Source organism: Fluviicola taffensis DSM 16823, assembly GCF_943372375.1.
Taxonomy (GTDB): domain Bacteria; phylum Bacteroidota; class Bacteroidia; order Flavobacteriales_D; family Crocinitomicaceae; genus Fluviicola; species Fluviicola taffensis_A.
Map to the genome: position 1 here is coordinate 131,521 of NZ_CALRYJ010000010.1, position 17,018 is coordinate 148,538.

At 39.3% G+C, this 17,018-nt stretch carries 13 protein-coding genes; 2 read left to right on the forward strand and 11 right to left on the reverse strand.

The features are described 5' to 3' along the window. Positions 1 to 51: 51 nt before the first annotated feature. The 3 genes from AAG807_RS14450 to AAG807_RS14460 form a co-directional block, all read right to left on the reverse strand. The gene (locus AAG807_RS14450; protein WP_341905341.1) at positions 52 to 3,816 is read right to left on the reverse strand and encodes a PKD domain-containing protein; all 3,765 of its coding nucleotides are present in this window, start codon (positions 3,814 to 3,816) and stop codon (positions 52 to 54) included. Positions 3,817 to 3,822: 6 nt separating this feature from the next. After that, positions 3,823 to 4,347, reverse strand: a complete 525-nt coding sequence (locus AAG807_RS14455) for a hypothetical protein (RefSeq protein ID WP_341905344.1) — start codon at positions 4,345 to 4,347, stop codon at positions 3,823 to 3,825. Positions 4,348 to 4,826: 479 nt separating this feature from the next. Then, positions 4,827 to 5,606, reverse strand: a complete 780-nt coding sequence (locus tag AAG807_RS14460) for a sulfite exporter TauE/SafE family protein (protein ID WP_341905347.1) — start codon at positions 5,604 to 5,606, stop codon at positions 4,827 to 4,829. A 367-nt stretch (positions 5,607 to 5,973) separates the two neighbouring features. On the opposite strand from AAG807_RS14460, the gene AAG807_RS14465 reads away from it, so the two are divergent. Continuing rightward, the gene (locus AAG807_RS14465) at positions 5,974 to 8,394 is read left to right on the forward strand and encodes a TonB-dependent receptor (protein ID WP_341905350.1); all 2,421 of its coding nucleotides are present in this window, start codon (positions 5,974 to 5,976) and stop codon (positions 8,392 to 8,394) included. Between the two features lie 60 nt (positions 8,395 to 8,454). On the opposite strand, the gene AAG807_RS14470 is transcribed toward AAG807_RS14465, so the two are convergent. From AAG807_RS14470 to AAG807_RS14485, 4 genes are read right to left on the reverse strand one after another with little or no spacing between them, the layout of a single operon-like run. Beyond that, on the reverse strand, positions 8,455 to 9,108 hold the full coding sequence (locus AAG807_RS14470; protein WP_341905354.1) for a response regulator transcription factor: 654 nt from the start codon (positions 9,106 to 9,108) through the stop codon (positions 8,455 to 8,457). Then, complete coding sequence (locus tag AAG807_RS14475; protein ID WP_341905357.1) at positions 9,105 to 9,854, reverse strand: sensor histidine kinase; 750 nt, start codon at positions 9,852 to 9,854, stop codon at positions 9,105 to 9,107. The genes AAG807_RS14470 and AAG807_RS14475 overlap by 4 nt, the downstream gene beginning before the upstream one ends. Before the next feature lie 26 nt (positions 9,855 to 9,880). Next, positions 9,881 to 10,525 (reverse strand): hypothetical protein, encoded by a 645-nt coding sequence (locus AAG807_RS14480; protein ID WP_341905360.1) that lies wholly within the window; start codon positions 10,523 to 10,525, stop codon positions 9,881 to 9,883. 16 nt (positions 10,526 to 10,541) lie between these two features. Beyond that, positions 10,542 to 11,036 carry a hypothetical protein gene (locus AAG807_RS14485; RefSeq protein WP_341905363.1) on the reverse strand — a complete coding sequence of 165 codons (495 nt, stop codon included), beginning with the start codon at positions 11,034 to 11,036 and terminating at the stop codon, positions 10,542 to 10,544. A 317-nt stretch (positions 11,037 to 11,353) separates the two neighbouring features. Between AAG807_RS14485 and AAG807_RS14490 the strand changes: the two genes are divergently transcribed. After that, positions 11,354 to 11,905: an AidA/PixA family protein gene (locus tag AAG807_RS14490; protein ID WP_341905365.1), complete on the forward strand. Its 552-nt coding sequence runs from the start codon at positions 11,354 to 11,356 to the stop codon at positions 11,903 to 11,905. A 276-nt stretch (positions 11,906 to 12,181) separates the two neighbouring features. Here AAG807_RS14490 and AAG807_RS14495 read toward each other — a convergent pair whose 3' ends face one another. The 4 genes from AAG807_RS14495 to AAG807_RS14510 all read right to left on the reverse strand — a co-directional run bounded on the left by AAG807_RS14495 (position 12,182) and on the right by AAG807_RS14510 (position 16,795). Then, positions 12,182 to 13,273: a hypothetical protein gene (locus AAG807_RS14495; protein ID WP_341905368.1), complete on the reverse strand. Its 1,092-nt coding sequence runs from the start codon at positions 13,271 to 13,273 to the stop codon at positions 12,182 to 12,184. Between the two features lie 4 nt (positions 13,274 to 13,277). After that, positions 13,278 to 14,132 carry a methyltransferase domain-containing protein gene (locus tag AAG807_RS14500; protein WP_341905371.1) on the reverse strand — a complete coding sequence of 285 codons (855 nt, stop codon included), beginning with the start codon at positions 14,130 to 14,132 and terminating at the stop codon, positions 13,278 to 13,280. Further along, positions 14,125 to 15,876, reverse strand: a complete 1,752-nt coding sequence (locus AAG807_RS14505) for an FAD-binding protein (RefSeq protein WP_341905374.1) — start codon at positions 15,874 to 15,876, stop codon at positions 14,125 to 14,127. Before AAG807_RS14505 ends, AAG807_RS14500 begins: the two co-directional genes overlap by 8 nt. A 412-nt stretch (positions 15,877 to 16,288) precedes the next feature. Beyond that, positions 16,289 to 16,795 (reverse strand): GNAT family N-acetyltransferase, encoded by a 507-nt coding sequence (locus tag AAG807_RS14510; RefSeq protein ID WP_341905377.1) that lies wholly within the window; start codon positions 16,793 to 16,795, stop codon positions 16,289 to 16,291. Positions 16,796 to 17,018 lie beyond the last annotated feature (223 nt).

Consider the following 17,018-nt stretch of genomic DNA (forward strand, 5'->3'; position numbering starts at 1 on the left):
AAACCCCGATCCTGCATACGCAAAACCGGGGCTCCTTCATCTAATTTCTAGTTAACGTTCCACTACAATCGGAACAATCTGCCACGCATCTGCAGCTATTACTTTAACCGTATATGCTCCATTTGCCATGTCTGAAATGTTTATCTTCAAAGTAGTGTTTTTGGAATCTTTCATTTCTCGCACTACCCTGCCTTTACTATCGTAAATAATAACATGATCAATGGTCAACTTTCCTGCGTCAACCGTAAACAATCCGTTGGATGGATTCGGATAAATTGAAACAAAGGATAATTCGCTTTCCTTAATTCCCATGCAATCGTCCACTTGTACATCAATCGAAGCAGTTCCTGAACAACCATTCCCATCTGTAACCAAATAAGTAAGTGTCGCTACACCTGCTCCGGCAATAGCAGGATTGAATTGCCCGCCACTAACGCCGATTCCGCTATAAGTTCCTCCTGACGGAGCACCCTGAGTAAGGGCAAATGCGGCATCATCCAAACAAAGATTTGCGATCGCTGCAAATGTGACATTGGGATTCGGGTTAATAACCACTGTTGTTCCCGTCGATGCAGCTGATGTACAACTTCCATTTGATGCAGTTACCGTATAGGTTCCCGCAGTCGAAACGGTGATTGAAGGCGTCGTTTCTCCATTCGACCAGGTATTTCCTGTTGCAGCTGATGATGTCAATGTTACGCTGTTACCCGAACAGAATGTGGTTGGTCCTCCTGCTGTAATAGATGGTACCGAAGGTGTCCCGGTCACAGTTACATCATGTGTTGAAGTTCCGCCACCATTAACAGTTAGCGTAATGCTTTTCGTTCCTGCAGAAGAATAAGAAACGGTATGCGGACCGATACCTGTTGCTGTTGCTGGTGTAGCCCCTGGTCCAAAATCCCAGTCCCAAGAAGTAACAGCTCCGATAGAAGCATCCGTTACGGTTACATTTTCTCCCGTACAAACTGCTGATGGCGCTGCACCGAAATTAGGTCCGGGAGTTGCAATAACACCGGTCAGATTAATGTTATCTACATAGATGTTTTGCCCGTAATGACCTCTGTTTTGGAAACTGATCATCACATTCTGGTTCCCGATGTACGGACTTAAATCTATCGTTTCTGTGCGCCATTGAGAAGGTGTTGGTACAAATCCATCCGGAGTATAATCTCCCGGGACTGTCGATAAGTTATTTCCTCCCTTATAGTAAACCGTAGTAAACGAAGCTCCGCAATCTGTTGAAACCAGTACTGCCAGGGAATCTGAATTAGCACCGGAATACCTTCTGAATGCAACATCAAAAGTTAAGGTAGCACTTGATATTCCTGTGAAATTGTAAGTACTACTTCTCATTTCATCGTGATTCCCATTGTAATGATCATAGTTCCGGTACTGCATACTTTCTGTTGAACCCTGGGATCCGACAACTGCATTACGTTCCCATAATTCCGATACATTTGCTACGTTGACCTGATTCCAACCCAATGGTGGAAACGCCGCAGAAACAAATCCTTCAGTTAACGGTAAAGCAAGCTCCGTATTCACCTGAACAAATACAGCAATTGTTTTTGATGAAGTATTGTTTAAAGCATCTGTTGCCGTTAATGTTACGTTATAGGTTCCTGTTGACGGGTAAGTGACATTGACACTAGCCGCAGTGGAAGTTGCAGGTGTTCCTCCGGAGAAACTCCAGGAATAAGTAATGGGTGTATTATTGGTCCCTACACACGCCTGAGTATAAAGAACAGAAGAATTGTCACAATCAATCGCACTATCTCCAACAACAATGTTTGCCGCAAAAGGTCTCAGATTATCAAATGGAGATTCCCAAATAGCACGACCAAAACTAGCATATCGGATTCTCGCCTGATTGGTTCCGTCATCATACATGGAGAACTCTGTCGGAGATCTTCGCGAAGGCAGGTTTGTACTGTAATTCGTCCAAGTAACTGCACCGGCTTTTTTGTAATAAACAGCATTGTTTGTTGCTATAAACACTAATTCTTCCGTCCCGCCAAATTGTTCTGCCAAAATTCGTCTGTGGTTCACATTCGGAAGGTTGTAAGTTACATTTGTCCAGGTTACACCGGCATCTGCAGATCTGTAAACAGTATTATTCTCCGATACATAAACGATATCCGCATTATTGGCTATGGCAGCAACACTTCCAAGTGAAGTTGCTGATCCGGGTGGAGTGCGCAAGACAAATGTCGGACTTGCAGCTAAGGCATTTGATGATACATAGATATCTCCATTTGAAACCAATACATACAACCGGTTTGGATCAGCGATACTACTATGAATATCAACAATGGTTTGATTGAACGTTGATATTTGAGTCCAGGTCGGTGTTCCGGCACTTAGATCCGTAGTACGATAAACATTCGTTACCCCGACAAATCCTAAATTGACGTTTGTACGGTTAAATCCAAATGCATTCCAATTAGTTGTTGGAAGACCGTATCCTCCCGTTGGACCTGTATGATTCAGTTGCCGATCTGTTCCATCAAAATAAATGTTCCCATTATAGTCACACTGTCTCTTATCATAATCATCTCCACCTCCCGTTGTAAACCAGCCGGTAGCATCCGCGATAACTCGTCCGTTATCCTGCGTTCCGATGGAGATGAAATTTTTGTCGACCTGACTACCAATTCCACATTTGTTACCTATTTCATAGGCATAGAGTCCATCACTTTTTGGAGTCCAAACGTTTCCACCATCAACACTTAACCAAACCCCACCATCGTTCATGCTGTAGAGTTTGTTTCGATTGAATGGTGCTTGTGTAATCTGGTGCATATCCGTATGACATTTTTCCCACCAGTGGGTTAGCAATGTCCAGGTAACGCCACTATTGGTTGAATACCAGGTACAATGTGCCTGTAACCATAATTTAGACGGATCCAAAAGATCTACCGTAATGGTGTGGTTGTAATTTCCCTGACCACCTTCGGTTACATCATCATCGTAAAAAGTAATATACGGACTTCCTTCTGCTTTTTGGGTGGTAAAATTCAATCCACCATCAATTGATTTCAGGATAATACCACCACCACCAACAACTGATAAATAGACAATGTTCGGATTGGCAGGAGTTACACCAATACGTGAGCCCGACTGGATGTTTGCTGTTGAAGCAATCACTCCGCTGGTTATTTGTGTCCAGTTCGTTCCAAAGTTTGTTGATCTGTAAAAGCGAGGGACATCTTCTTCCGTACAAGCATAAACAATTTGAGAATTTGTTGCTGTATTCACTTTCATGTCAGTAAAAGGAATGTTGGTAGCAGTAACAGCCGACCAGTTATTTCCACCATCTGTAGATTTATAGATCCCTTTACTAGTAGCAGCAATGTATTCCAGAGAATTCGTTGAATTTTGAATAATTTCAATTACCAAACAGTTTGTTAAGCTCGTAGCAGTAAACGTTGCTCCACCATCGGTAGATTTTCTTAATCCGGCAGAACTATTGGAATAATAATTTGCATCACCCGTTCCCAAAAGCAAGTGCTGATCATTAGTATAATCAATACAAATTGAAGCACAGTTATTTGTTAGTACATCCGTTCCGGGCGCCACTGTCCAGTTCGCTCCCTGATCGTTTGAGAAGAATAATCCGCCTTCACCGGTAACTGCATAATATTTATTGGTATCGGAAGCATGAAACTTCATTTGACTGATTCTACAGAAACCGTGTATTTGTCCAGAATTGTTCGTCGGGAAATTCGTTCCGCCAGGAACCGGTGTCCAGTTTGCTAATTGCGCATAAGAGCAGATACTCAGCAGCACTGCGCAGATAAGTAGTATATTTTTCATCGGAAATTACTTTTTTGGAGAATTGAGTTCTTCTGTTTTCTTGCGCTCTTCGGATTGAGCATCAATTATTTTCTGCTGTTCCTCGGGAGAAACAATGCTACCATCCTCACGAACCCAAGGTTTAACGGCTTTTATCCATCCTTTAAATGCACGAACTTGCGAAGCATAAAGTAGTGTTTCGTCAGGTTTTCCTTTTCGTTTTCTCTTTTTTTCTTTGCGATCATGCTCACGTTTACGTTCTTCCCTTGATTCTTCATCTTGTTCCAAACCCACTTCTCTTTCGAATGTATCTGTCTCGTGATTCTCAAAGGGTTCTTCAGGTAGCACACGGTCTTTCCAATATTCCCGGAAGGCTTTAATGGTTTGAAAGTAGTTCGCATTCGGATCATTCATCATTTCAATCCAAATCGGTTCTTTTCTAAATTTTCTGGGATTATATGTTTTTGTTTCGTTCTGTCCAAGACAGGTGAAATTGATACACATAAAAAGCAGGAATAAGAGCATTATTCCAAATTGCCGTTTGCCGTTCATAAGTATGGTGTTTTATTGGTTTATTCCTGTTGCTTTTCAATTTGTCTAAAAAACAACATTTTTCAGGATTGAAAGTTAATAAACTTCTTTTCTTCTAATTAAAAAACAACAATGGTTTTAAACCAAAGTATGTATGTTGTATTTCCAACTTAGCGCCTTATTTTGTTCAAAATCCCAACCCATTGATTTTTGATTATTTATTTCTATCGGATAATCTTCCAAAAACAAAAAACACTCTATACAACTGATCATTAAAATAAAACCGCCTGTTTTCTTTCATTTCCATTGATTCCCAAAAACGCTCCATTTCAATGGCAATCGGATGTATTCGACTAAATTAGAGCGATTCCCTTTTTCACTAAATCGATCTAGGATTCAAATAATGAAGCAGAAATTAACTCTTTAATTGTTCAGATGAGCCCTCTTCAAAAAGTTTCCAATCGATTCAAGCATGCTGTTTGATCTTTCAGAAAATCCGCTTACAAAATTCCGGTCATTAACAGGATAGAAAACAATAAAAGCATGATTGCAACAAAGTTTTGAAGGAATCGGATAGTGACTTTCTTCAACAGCTTGTTTCCAACATAAGCTCCTAAAAACGCGGATAAAACGGCCATCGTCAATAGTAAATAATCCAGTTTATCGTGCTGTTTTACAATATCCGATGAATAAATCCCTAATCGGGAAATATCAATTAAAAGAGCTATTACGACACCGGTTGCAACAAACTGCTCTTTTGACAAACCTGCACGTATCAAAAATGCCGTTCTCAGCGCCCCTTGGTTTCCCGACAATCCACCGAAAAAACCGCTCAAAAATCCACCCAGGGGAATGTAATTCTTGTTAAACTCCAGTTTCGATAAGCTTGGAATGATATCAACAAGCGCAAAAAAGCAAAGCAATCCCCCAATGATGAGTTTCGTAATGGTAACACTGCCGGTAATATGGAACATGGAATACGTCAGTAGTGGCTCCATACCGGATAGGAGTGTCAAAATGAATGCACCGATAAATGCAGATACAATTGCCGGAATACCAAACTTGAACACAATGTTCCGGTTTGCATTTTTCCCCACTAAAACCAATTTAAATGCATTGTTGAGAAAGTGAACAATGGCTGTTAATGAAATAGCCAGTTCCAACGGGAAGAAAATAGCAAATATGGGAACCAAAATAGTTCCGAGACCAAAGCCCGAAAAAAACGTTAGTCCGGAACCAAGTAATGAAAAAAAGCAAATTGTAATATACTCAACTACCATAATTATCTCTTACTGAGCCATCCGATAAAATTGCAGAAACAATCTCAAAAGTATCTTAAAATGAGGTTTAAAGTTCAATGCTATCACCCTTTTTTTTATGCGCTTGAGACTTTTATTCCATAAAAAACATGCTGCCACATTAATACCTGGATCGGCTAAATCGCAATTAAATGGTGGAAAACATCAAAAACAAACGGGTGAAAAGTCTCCGCAGCCTGATCAAATAACGTTTATTTCTTTTTGGATTCAAATCCAAGAATAAGACACTATTTTATGGATATTTTGTTTGACCGCTAAGAAAAAACAGATTACTTAGCGCACAATTTGTTAATTAGTACACTAAAATCCATATTTCCTCTTCATCATTATGCTCAAAACCATTGTACTATTAGTAATTGCAGCTTGCCTATCCTGGGTAGCACATTCACAAAAACTTCAAATTGTAGATAATTATACGAATCAACCGATTGCCAACGCTGTTGTTGTTCAAAACCAAAAAACCTACACCTCAAATGCTATCGGGTTAATGGATTTAACCGGAATAACCGTTCCTGCTGAAATCAAACTCGAGCATCCGAATTATGTGAGTCTGACGATACAAATCTCCAATCAGGAATTGACTGTTGTTTCGTTGCTTGAAAAAAGTATCGATTTGGATGAAGTTACCGTTTCAGCAAGCAGGTTTTTAGAGAAAAAATCGGATGTTCCGAAACGAATCGAATCAATCAGAAGTTCTGAGCTGCAGAGAATGAATCAAAGCAGTACCGCCGATGTATTGTCATCCAGTGGCGCGGTTTTCGTTCAAAAATCACAATTGGGAGGCGGTTCACCTGTAATCAGAGGTTTTGAAACCAATAAAGTTCTGCTCGTAGTGGATGGTGTTCCATTGAACAATGCAATTTACAGGGGCGGACACCTTCAGAATGTCCTGACAATCGATCCTGCATCTTTAGAAAGTGTCGAAATCGTTTATGGTCCCGGTTCTGTTGTATACGGATCTGATGCACTTGGAGGTGTGATGCATTTTCACACCATTCAACCACAGTTTTCAGAAACAAACTCCATTTTGGTAAAAACCAATTCATACGGCCGATACTTTTCAGCTGCAAACGGTTATTCCGGACATGCGTCTTTAAACCTTGGCTGGAAACGCTGGTCTTCATTCACCAGTTTTACGTATTCCCATTTTGGTGACTTAACTCAAGGAAAGGTTAGAAACAGTAAGTATCCGGATTTTGGCGAAAGAACGTTTTATGTTGAGCGAATCAATGGTGTGGATTCTATGATGACCAATTCAAACAAAAACAAGCAAATAGGATCGGCATACTCACAATACGATATTATTCAGAAAATTGCATTTAAGCAAAACGATCACATAGTCCACACCTTGAATATGCAGCTTTCAAATTCTTCTGATATCGATCGATACGACAGACTTACCCAAACAAAAAACGGGCTTCCCCGCTTTTCAGAATGGTATTACGGACCTCAATTCAGATCGTTAATCAGTTATGTTTTATCCATCAACAAAAAAAGTAAAATCTATGACCAGGTAAACCTGAATGTTTCACAGCAATGGATTGAAGAAAGTCGCCATGACAGAGCCTACAAATCAGATTTTTTAAATCATCGAACTGAAAAAGTGAGGGTTAGTACGCTCCTGTTTGATTTGGAGAAAAGACTGGGAAAACACGAAATAAGATATGGGATCTTTGCTAAATATGATGCTATTCAATCGACTGCCGATAAGCAAAATATAGTAGTGGATACATCCGGTTCTTTGGATACCCGTTATCCGGATGGAGGATCTTCCATGTTGACCGGCGCGATTTACTTAACAGACGCATTTGAGCTTTCGGATAAGCTCATTTTAAGCGGTGGAATCCGAGCCAATTACGTGAATCTTAAAGCGGCATTTAACGATCGGACATTTTACCCCTTTCCATATAGCGAGACGAAGCAAAACAATAGTGCTTTGAACGGAACTATCGGAATCATTGTTCAACCTGTAAAGAGTATCCGGATTTCATTGAACGGATCAACCGGATTCAGAGCTCCCAATATTGATGATTTGGCAAAAGTATTTGAATCGGTAGTGGAAACAAGCAATACTTCAGGGAAATTGGTGGTTCCGAATACAACCTTAAAGCCTGAAACGGTATATTCCGGGGAATTAGGTGTAAGCTATCGGTATAAGGATCATATTCAGGTGTCGGCTCTGGGCTATTATTCAAGAATAGAACATGTTATTGCTATTCTCCCATCTACTTTGAACGGTGCTGACACTGCTTTTTACAATACTAACTATGTGGATGTTTATTCGGCTCAAAATGCGAATTATGGGATTATTGCCGGTGCTGAAGGAAGTATTAAAGCTCAATTCCTGAAACATTGGGTTCTGGGTTCTTCCATTAACTATACACACGGTCGGATTTATGTGGAAGGTGAAGAAAAACCACTCGACCATATTCCACCGGTATACGGTAAAACTTCCCTTCAATTTACCTGGAAAAAGCTCCAGGCTGAGTTTTTCAGTCAATACTCCGGTTGGAAAAAATTAGCGGATTATTCAGATAGCGGGGAAGACAATCTGGCCTATGCAACAGCAGATGGAATGCCTGCCTGGGTTACTTACAACTTACGAATCGGGTATCAATTTACGCCTCAATTGTCTGCTCAGGTTGCTTGCGAAAATATACTGGACAAAAATTACAGAACCTTCGCATCAAATATTAGTGCACCGGGAAGGAATTTCATTCTTACACTAAGATTAAACACTTTTAAATAAGAAACTTAATCCAACCTTCGAACACAGCTCCCCCTTTCAGTTATCTGTTCTCCTTAGGATTCATTGGAGCCGATAAATATGATGTCTAATAGCAAATAATACTAGCCCTGCGGTGTTTTTACAACCAATTTTAAGCAATAAATTATTTCGGTGACCATTAACGGTGCTCTCGCTGATAAATAATTTTTGCGAGATTTCCAGACTCGTATTTTCCTGGCAAATGAGTTCGAGCACTTCTCTTTCCCGGCGGGTAATGTCCATTTCTCCAAGCACAACCTTTTGTTTTTTTCCGTTCATAAACTGATGCATGGCTTTGATGGTTTGCTCATTAAAATAGTAATCGTTTGCTACAACAGCCCGAATGGCTTTTTCTACCTCAGCGAAATCAGCGTTCTTGGCCAGATAAGCATTGGCTCCGGCTTCAACCATGGCTTGAATGTATTTTTCTTCTTCGTGTATGGTCAAAATAATGTTTCTGGTGGCTGAGTGTTTTTCCCGCATGATCTTCATGGTCTCCAATCCGTTTAATACAGGCATGTTAATGTCAATGAGGGCAACATGAATGGTTTCCTGGCAAGTGCCCAGCTGTTGAAGTAAGTCCTCTCCATTGGAGCATTCCAATACAACTCTTAAATCAGTTACGGCATTTAACAGAGATATAATCCCTTTACGGAAAAGCACCTGATCTTCGGCTATAGCAATGTTAATCATCATTCGGGTGTTTGATTGAAAGGGAAACTTAACACACAATTGAATCCCTGATCAGGGGAAGAAATGAAATGCACATTTCCATCAAGAGCAAGAACACGACTCTCAATGTTCTTGATGCCAATGCCTCTTTTTATTTTTTTGTCGGTTAAATCTACACCAACTCCATTGTCGGTATACTCCAGATGTAAGCGGCTTTCGTAACTGTTGCAACTAATTGCAATGGAGCTGGCCTTGGCGTACTTTAAAGTATTGTTCAGCAATTCCTGGATGATCCGATAGATAGCCAGCGATACGATCGGGTTCGTTTCCTCCGGTACATTACCAAATTCAAAATGAATGTCTATTCCGGATGCGGTTGAAACGGATTCGGTATAATTGGTTAAGGTTTGGTTGAGACCAAGTAACTCCAATTCAAAAGGGATAATGGCGTGTGAAATACGACGTACACTATTTATTCCGGTTTGAATGAGCTGTTTACTTTGTTTCAGGGTGTCCTTATTTTTTTCAGTTTCCGGATTTAACTGTTGAATGGAGAGAGAAAGCGTCGAAAAAATTCCACCTAGTTCATCATGAACATCCCGGGCAATACGCAATCGTTCCTCCTCAGCTGATTGTATATTACTGCTGAGCAATTCTTTCCGGTGTTCGGCTTCCATTCGAAACAACTCTTCCTGTTTCTTCAACAGATTTTTCTGATAACGGATAAAAAATAGAATGGCTCCGCAGGCTATCAGAAAAAATGCAGCCATGGTTATGATAATACCATAATAAAAATCTATTTCCTGTTGATTTTGCAAAATCCGGTAAGTATAAATAGGTAAAGTACAATTAATAAAAGCGTATGCAGCGTCCAGATATTCATTAACAAAGGGCGCCCCAAATGATTGATATAATTACTGAAAGCGAACAAAATAAGGGAACCGGAGAAATAAATAAAGAAACCCGCATTCATATATTTCAAAGCATTTTGCTCCCGAAAAACAACTTTGCTTTCAATGGTAAGTGAACGGATAAACCAATGAACGGAATAGCCAATGAAAATAAAAGCTTCCAACGACCGCGTGTAAATATTAAAGCTATGCAGGTTTTCCAGCACAAATGCATCTAAAAGGGCAAATAACAGAAATAAAGCCAGTATCCCGTAAAACCAAAACCGGGTAAGAATCGGTTTACTTTGAAAAGAATAGTAGGCAAACAATAACAAAAATTCAAGAACTGTAAATACATGCAGCACTGGCAAGTTGTTTATACTTTTTTTCCACAGGAATAAAGATACCACCTGTGTTACCACAGAAAGCATCAGATACCAGGTAATTATTTTCAGAGCCTTGCTTAACCGATTGTAACGAACAACTGACAGCAGAAACGGAGCGATAATAATCCAGGGACCATAATTAAATAAAAATGCTTTTAGCTCCATTTAATTGGAAAGCGTATTACCTCTTTGGACAAGTTGGAGGACAAGGATAGCTGAAATCATAAATAGCAGAATAATCCACTTGATTACCATCTATATCGTCAGGAATCCGATCTAGCAACTCACCGGAATTTGTCGCTATTGGATCGTTGGGATCATCATTCCGCTCAAACCCAATAAGTGGTTCCAACAATAAACAAGGTAGTGGTTCCTGTTCTCCATTTTCATTGGTATAGTCCTTTATTCCCAAGCGACAAGAAAATCCGGATATCGGATAGTTATCTGTTCCTGATTCATTGAGATTGTACGTTTTTATCCGTTGTGTTAAATGAAGCAGATCCTCTACTGAAAGACTGAACGAATCAATCTCCAGTGCCTTATAACCGGGGGGAATCGAGCCATCAAACGCTTTTGGAACAAGGATATAATTGTCATTTTGCCAGCGATAAATTCGATTATCGGCTACAGGAATAGCTATACAGAAATGTTCAGTAGAATCGTGGAGTGGGTTCATAAAATGTGTTTTTTAGTATTTGACTTTAAATATAAATACTGTCCTGAATTTATCAGTGCAACTAAGTTATCAAAATAATGCTACCTCCGAACTTAAAATACCTAAAAACAGATAAAAATATCTGGTTTTAAAAACCATCATTTCTGTGTGAAGAATTTCCTCCCCCTTACCGTTACTTTGTCTTGTTCACTAAGCGTTGCAACCTTAAAACAGTGGAGCTGCACCCACTCAAAAAAACGGACTGTTCCTGTTCAGTCAATTTAACAGGAGGCGAATCCCGAAAAGCCTTAAGAGTAAGGAAATTTAAACTACCCATTATGGCACAAATTTTTATCGCAATCACAGTCGATGCAATTACACTCGCAACAAGTAAACCCGGAGGTTCATGGAATTCTCCTATCAATTTAGGAAGCTACAGCTCTTCAGATGTTTATGTGGAAATGATGGCACAAGGCAGTGCTGTTGTCAACGATCAGGGAGAATCAGAATTAACTGTTTCTGCTAATGTCGGGGATGAAATCGTCTTTACTATTTCAGCTCCTGGTGCTGGTCAAAATTATTATCCGGTGCTTTATAACTCGGTACTAAACAATACGAATGTAAGAAGTTTAGGTCCGAATACAGCAGATTGGACAAACTACTGCCTTCAATCAGGAGGTTCGGGAAGTCAACCGCAATTTGCCAATACTATCCCGAAAGGATATCCAAATGCCGGTAGCCCCAATACTTTTATTTGTGCACAATGGTTGTTTCAGGTAAATGCAGCAGGATCGACACAATACAATATGTCTTTTGCAGTATTAGACACTCAAACTGGAGGCGTCATTGGCTATTACGTTTGGGATCCGTTTATTAATGTCAGTAATTAATTGATCGGAAATAAATTGCAGAACCGACCCTTACTTTTTGTCAGGGTCGGTTTCACAACAAAAACCACTTAAAAACAGGAACTTGTTCCTGTTCAGTCAATTCAACAGGAAGCATAAACTTAGTGTTAGCGTCCGGAAGCTATCGGGAGAGAATGATGTAAAAGAAAAAGCATTACTTCCGCGATGTTTTTTTCTTTTTATGACCTCTAGCGGAAAATGTCAAACCATTTTGTAAGAGGATATGGATAGTTTGCTTCAAAAAGCAGCAGATTCATTTCAATAATCAAAAACATGTTCCACATCGTAATGCTCTTCTTTTACTTTCAAAAGCATCCGATTTAAATCTTTGACAAGAACGGCAAGAACAATTCGTTTTTTCTTCGGTTCAGAAGGAATCGGTTGTGAAAAAATGTTCTCCGTATAACTAGTCGAAAAGAATTTGTTCGCGGGAACTTTCAGGGAAACGAAAATTGCTGCGTTATTGCCGGATATTTCTCGAAAAGTCAATTTATCTTCAGCCAATTGAACAATCTCAGGATTAAATCGGGCATAACGATTCAAACGCAATAGCACACTTTTATCAGGATAGTCTTCAACTATATCATAGTTCTTCTTCAACTTTTTCGGTAATTTATCTACCAAAACCATGGTATAGGTATCATCCGGACCATGCATGGTCTCTGCCCCCATTTTGATCAATTTACCATAGCCCCATTTCACCATTAGTTCCGAGGTGAGGAAATACTTTCGCTCCAGTTTACGAAAAAAATGATTGTCGAAAAAAGAAGTTTCCGTCCACAATCTTTTCAACCGATCTTTAAAATCAAATTCGTACCAAAAGTTATCATTAATGAATGCTACGTAATCTTTAGTATATCGGGCAGTAAAACGATCTTCATCTGTTTCTACTGTTTTGGTATCGGTTAATCTTCCCACAACTCGTTCATACCATGCTTTCGTTACATATTCTGCCGAACAGCTTGAATTGATCACATAAATCATCAACTGATACTCCCCGTTATATTTATATCTGGTGAGATTTGTATCCGTATATGTTTTCACGATCTTGTGAATGTCCCAAATTTGTGCGTTTTGGCGCATATACGGAAAAGAACTTGCCGTTGTATGCTCAAAGTAATCTGCTTGTTCATTTGGACTGAAAACGAGATACCATTCGGGAATGCTCAACATAGCCTGGTCGACTCTTCGCCTGTATTTGGAGGATGTTTGCGGTTGCTCATTTTTCGCTGTCCATTCTTCAGGAATCAGAACACCTTCATCATTGACAAACGTATTCGGTTTTTGCATGTAAAAAGTCAGCAAGGCAAGCGAGGAAGAAATAAATGTAAACAAAAACAGACGTCTCATAGCATCAATTTTTAGCAAATGCGAGCAAAGTATTCATTGAAGGGTCATTCAGTTGCAAAATGCGGAAATTCAGATCAGTAAATCCTGATTCAGTCAGCAATCCCCCCCACTCTTCCACCGAACGGAAAGAGCGGTATTCTGCTTCATTTTTCGACCATGTTTCATGCAATCCAAGATTGAAAACCGTATGCACCAATGATGCAAAAACACGCATTTCTTCTGAATTCACGTCGTGATCACGCATAATGAACAACCCTCCCGGTTTGAGCACTCGTCTGATTGATTCCACAAAAGCAGGTAATAATTCTACCGGACAATGATGCAAACCAATATGACAAGTTACCACATCCAAACTATTGTCCGCAATTTGCAGCGGAATCGGTTGATAATCCAAATGAAAAAAGGTTCCTATCTTACCAATTTTACCACGTTCCATGATATCCGCAATTCCGTTATTCGGAGCAATGTCGTTCATCAAATAAACAGGACCTGTGATTCGAATGTGTTTTTTTAATTCGCTGATATATCTTCCGGTTGAACCAATTTCCAGATATCCCTTAACCTCATTTCTTCCTTTTAGAATTTGAAGCACCTGATTCGACATTTCCTTTTTCTGCTTTTTCAATGCAGGTAAAGCATAAGTAAGTGCTGAAAGGAATGGTGTAATACTTTTCAATTCCTTTTGAACTGCTTCATAAATTGCCTGATCTGTACTCAGCTGACTTGACTTATCCGCTATCAGATGATGGAATTTATCTTCCGGATACAAATGGAAAATCCCTTGCAGAAACTTGTAAAACCGATCACTCGATTCGGTGTTGTTGAAAACGGTTTTGAATTCGGATTGCGGTTTATTCATAATAGGCGTTTGGATTATAGTATTTTTCCCAGAGAGAATTCCTGAATTTATTATTCGGATCGATCTGTTGTTTTAAACTGAACAGCTTCTTTGCATGCGGAAAGGCTCTATGAAATTGTTCTGGTGTTGCGTGCAATTGATAAGGCAAGTAATATGTACCTCCACAACCCAATGCTGCATCAGTCAATTCTCTTGTCCAGATTCCGACTGTATTCTTTGCTTTTTCATTTGTGCTCTGCTTGTACCAGATCACAAAAGCGAATACTTCTTCTTCACTCCAGCTTAGTAATGAATCACGATTCTGAACAGCGTGACGAATCGAAACATTGATTACGTTGACCTTATAACGACGAAAGATCTCCGCCATTTTTGCAGAGAAGCCTTCAAATTGATCAACCGGGACGAAATATTCTTGTAGAAGATAAGAGCTATACTCGCGCGAAGCCGGTTCCAGTTCGGCAACATCATAACCTGCTTCGTAATTTCTCCAATGAACTTTTTTGCGGCTATATAAAATCGGATCAACAATAAACTGTCGTCGCCACTTGGCAAAATTGTTTTTACTGAACGAACTGATGAAAAAACGCTCTATGGGATACTGAGCCCGAAGAGTAATCAGACGCGCTTTTTGAGTAGCTTTCTTTTTTGTGATTACCCAAGACACACCAAGAATCTTTGAAAAATCGGGTGGATACAGATCTCCATTATGTAAGACAACTTGTTTGTTTTCACGAACTTCCTTTCGGAAAAAATCCAGGTATTGATTTCTTCGCATGAGTTTCCATTTGCGCTCCAACAACTCGTTTTCTGCCAATTCAAGTTCTACAGCTACAATAATTGCTACAGCACCATAACAACCAACTACAGCTTCGAACAATTCTGGATGTTCAAATCGGGAAACAGTTTTTAATTCACCATCCGCAGTTACAATATCCATAGAACGAACCGACATCACAACTGATCCGTATCCGATATACCTTCCGTGACAATTGACACTCACTGAACCACCAACCGTGAAATTGGCATAAGATTGCATTACTTTCACGCTTAAGTTTTGTGAATCAATGTATTTCTGAATGTCGCACCAACGTATTCCAGACTCTACTTTGATCAATTTCTCTTCCGGCGAAAAAGTAATCACCCGATTCATTGCCCGCATATCGATGTGAATCCCATATGAGCTGGCAGTTTGACCTCCCATACTGAAACGACCTCCCCCAACGGAAATATGTGATTCAGTTTCTCTGACTATTTTCTGCACCTCTTCTGCTGAATCAGGAACAAATACCTTAGAAACCAAAACCGGATTTAGCCGTGAAACATCATTCACGATTTTTTCACCTGTCTTTAAATGTTTGATTAGTTCCGCATCCGGATTTTTATAATAATCCGAAGCCAAATTCGGACTCGACCCAAATTTATTTTCTTTTCTTGTTCCTCTTCTGAAACCTAAAACAATAAACAGAAAAAGAGGTCCAAAAACCGGAATAAGAATCAACCAAAGCCAATACCCCGACATTCCTGAATCATGCAACCGCTTATTGGCAGTACAAAATAGTGCCCAATACAATAACGGATAAAGAACCCAAGTAGCTGAAGTAGAAACGCCCTTCTCAAGAACGTTATACAAAACATAAAAAATCGTCCAAATAAAAATAGAAACCAGCCAATAGGTACGTCGGTTTATTCTTCCTCTTTTGGTAAAGAGCAGGTAAGAAATGGGTAGTTGTTTCTGATAGTCCATTCAGACGCTAATTTACAAGAAATTCTTGCTTTTCAGTATTGAAACCTTCGGTTATTATGAATATTAATAGAAGTACAAAACTCCAAGTGATAAGTCAGCACACCAATGCTAAAGACCAGTGTTAGCTGATTTGCATTACTTAGTTTTGTATTAAGAAAAATAAATCATCTCATTGGAATATTTCGAACTATTTGGCGGAGGATCTGGAACGGGTTCTGCAACTTGAAATGATTGATCAATGTGAACTTCGACTAAAATTGAAGATTTAACGTTTTCGGGCTTTACTTTCGGGCGGGTTTCGGAGCACAAAACTGTCAACCAGCAAGACGCTTGAATAGAAGCACAAAGCTTTAGATTTGCACATTACCCCACCTGCGCCAAATCTGTGTTACAGGCTGTGTTTATCGTCATTTTACACATTATTAATAAGTGTCAGTGAATATAAATTTAAAATTTCTGATTTGTCCTGAAATTTGCCTTCGTATTTAAGTCCAAGCCGCTCGATAAGTCTTATTGAATTTGAATTGTCTGGCAGAGTTATGGCAATAATTTTATTGATTTTTTTCTCATTTGCAATTTCTTCCAGGTATTTTTTAGTTGCTTCAAGTGCATAACCTTTTTTGGCATATTCTGGTAGCATTGCAAATCCAATGTCTGGAAATTGTTGGTTGTCTCGATAAAGAAACGTTATAATACCAACTGTCTGTTTGGTTTCTTTAAGATCAAAAACACTGTAATAGAATTTCTCGTTGTCGAGAATGTTTTGGATATATTTTTCAGCGTCTGCAATGGTTTTAACTTTTCTGTCACCTATAAACTGTAACCAACCATCTGAGTTTAACAAGTCAAGGATAAAACTCGTGTCAGTAATTTTTATCGGTCTTATTAAAAGTCGTTCTGTTTCAATTTGTCTATACATAAATATCTGTTTGAGGTTGTCCGCAACATAGCCTATAACTTGTTGACTAATATAACTAGATTCCAACCTCTAAAAACGCTGTAAATTCAATATTCACAAGAGTTTTGAAAGTTTTGTACTGAACTCGGATTTAAAATAATGGAGTTTGATCCTGTCTTCAAACACCAATTCCGCTCTCAAAACTCACGCTCTATACTGAAATAAAAAGCATTTTACTTGCGTA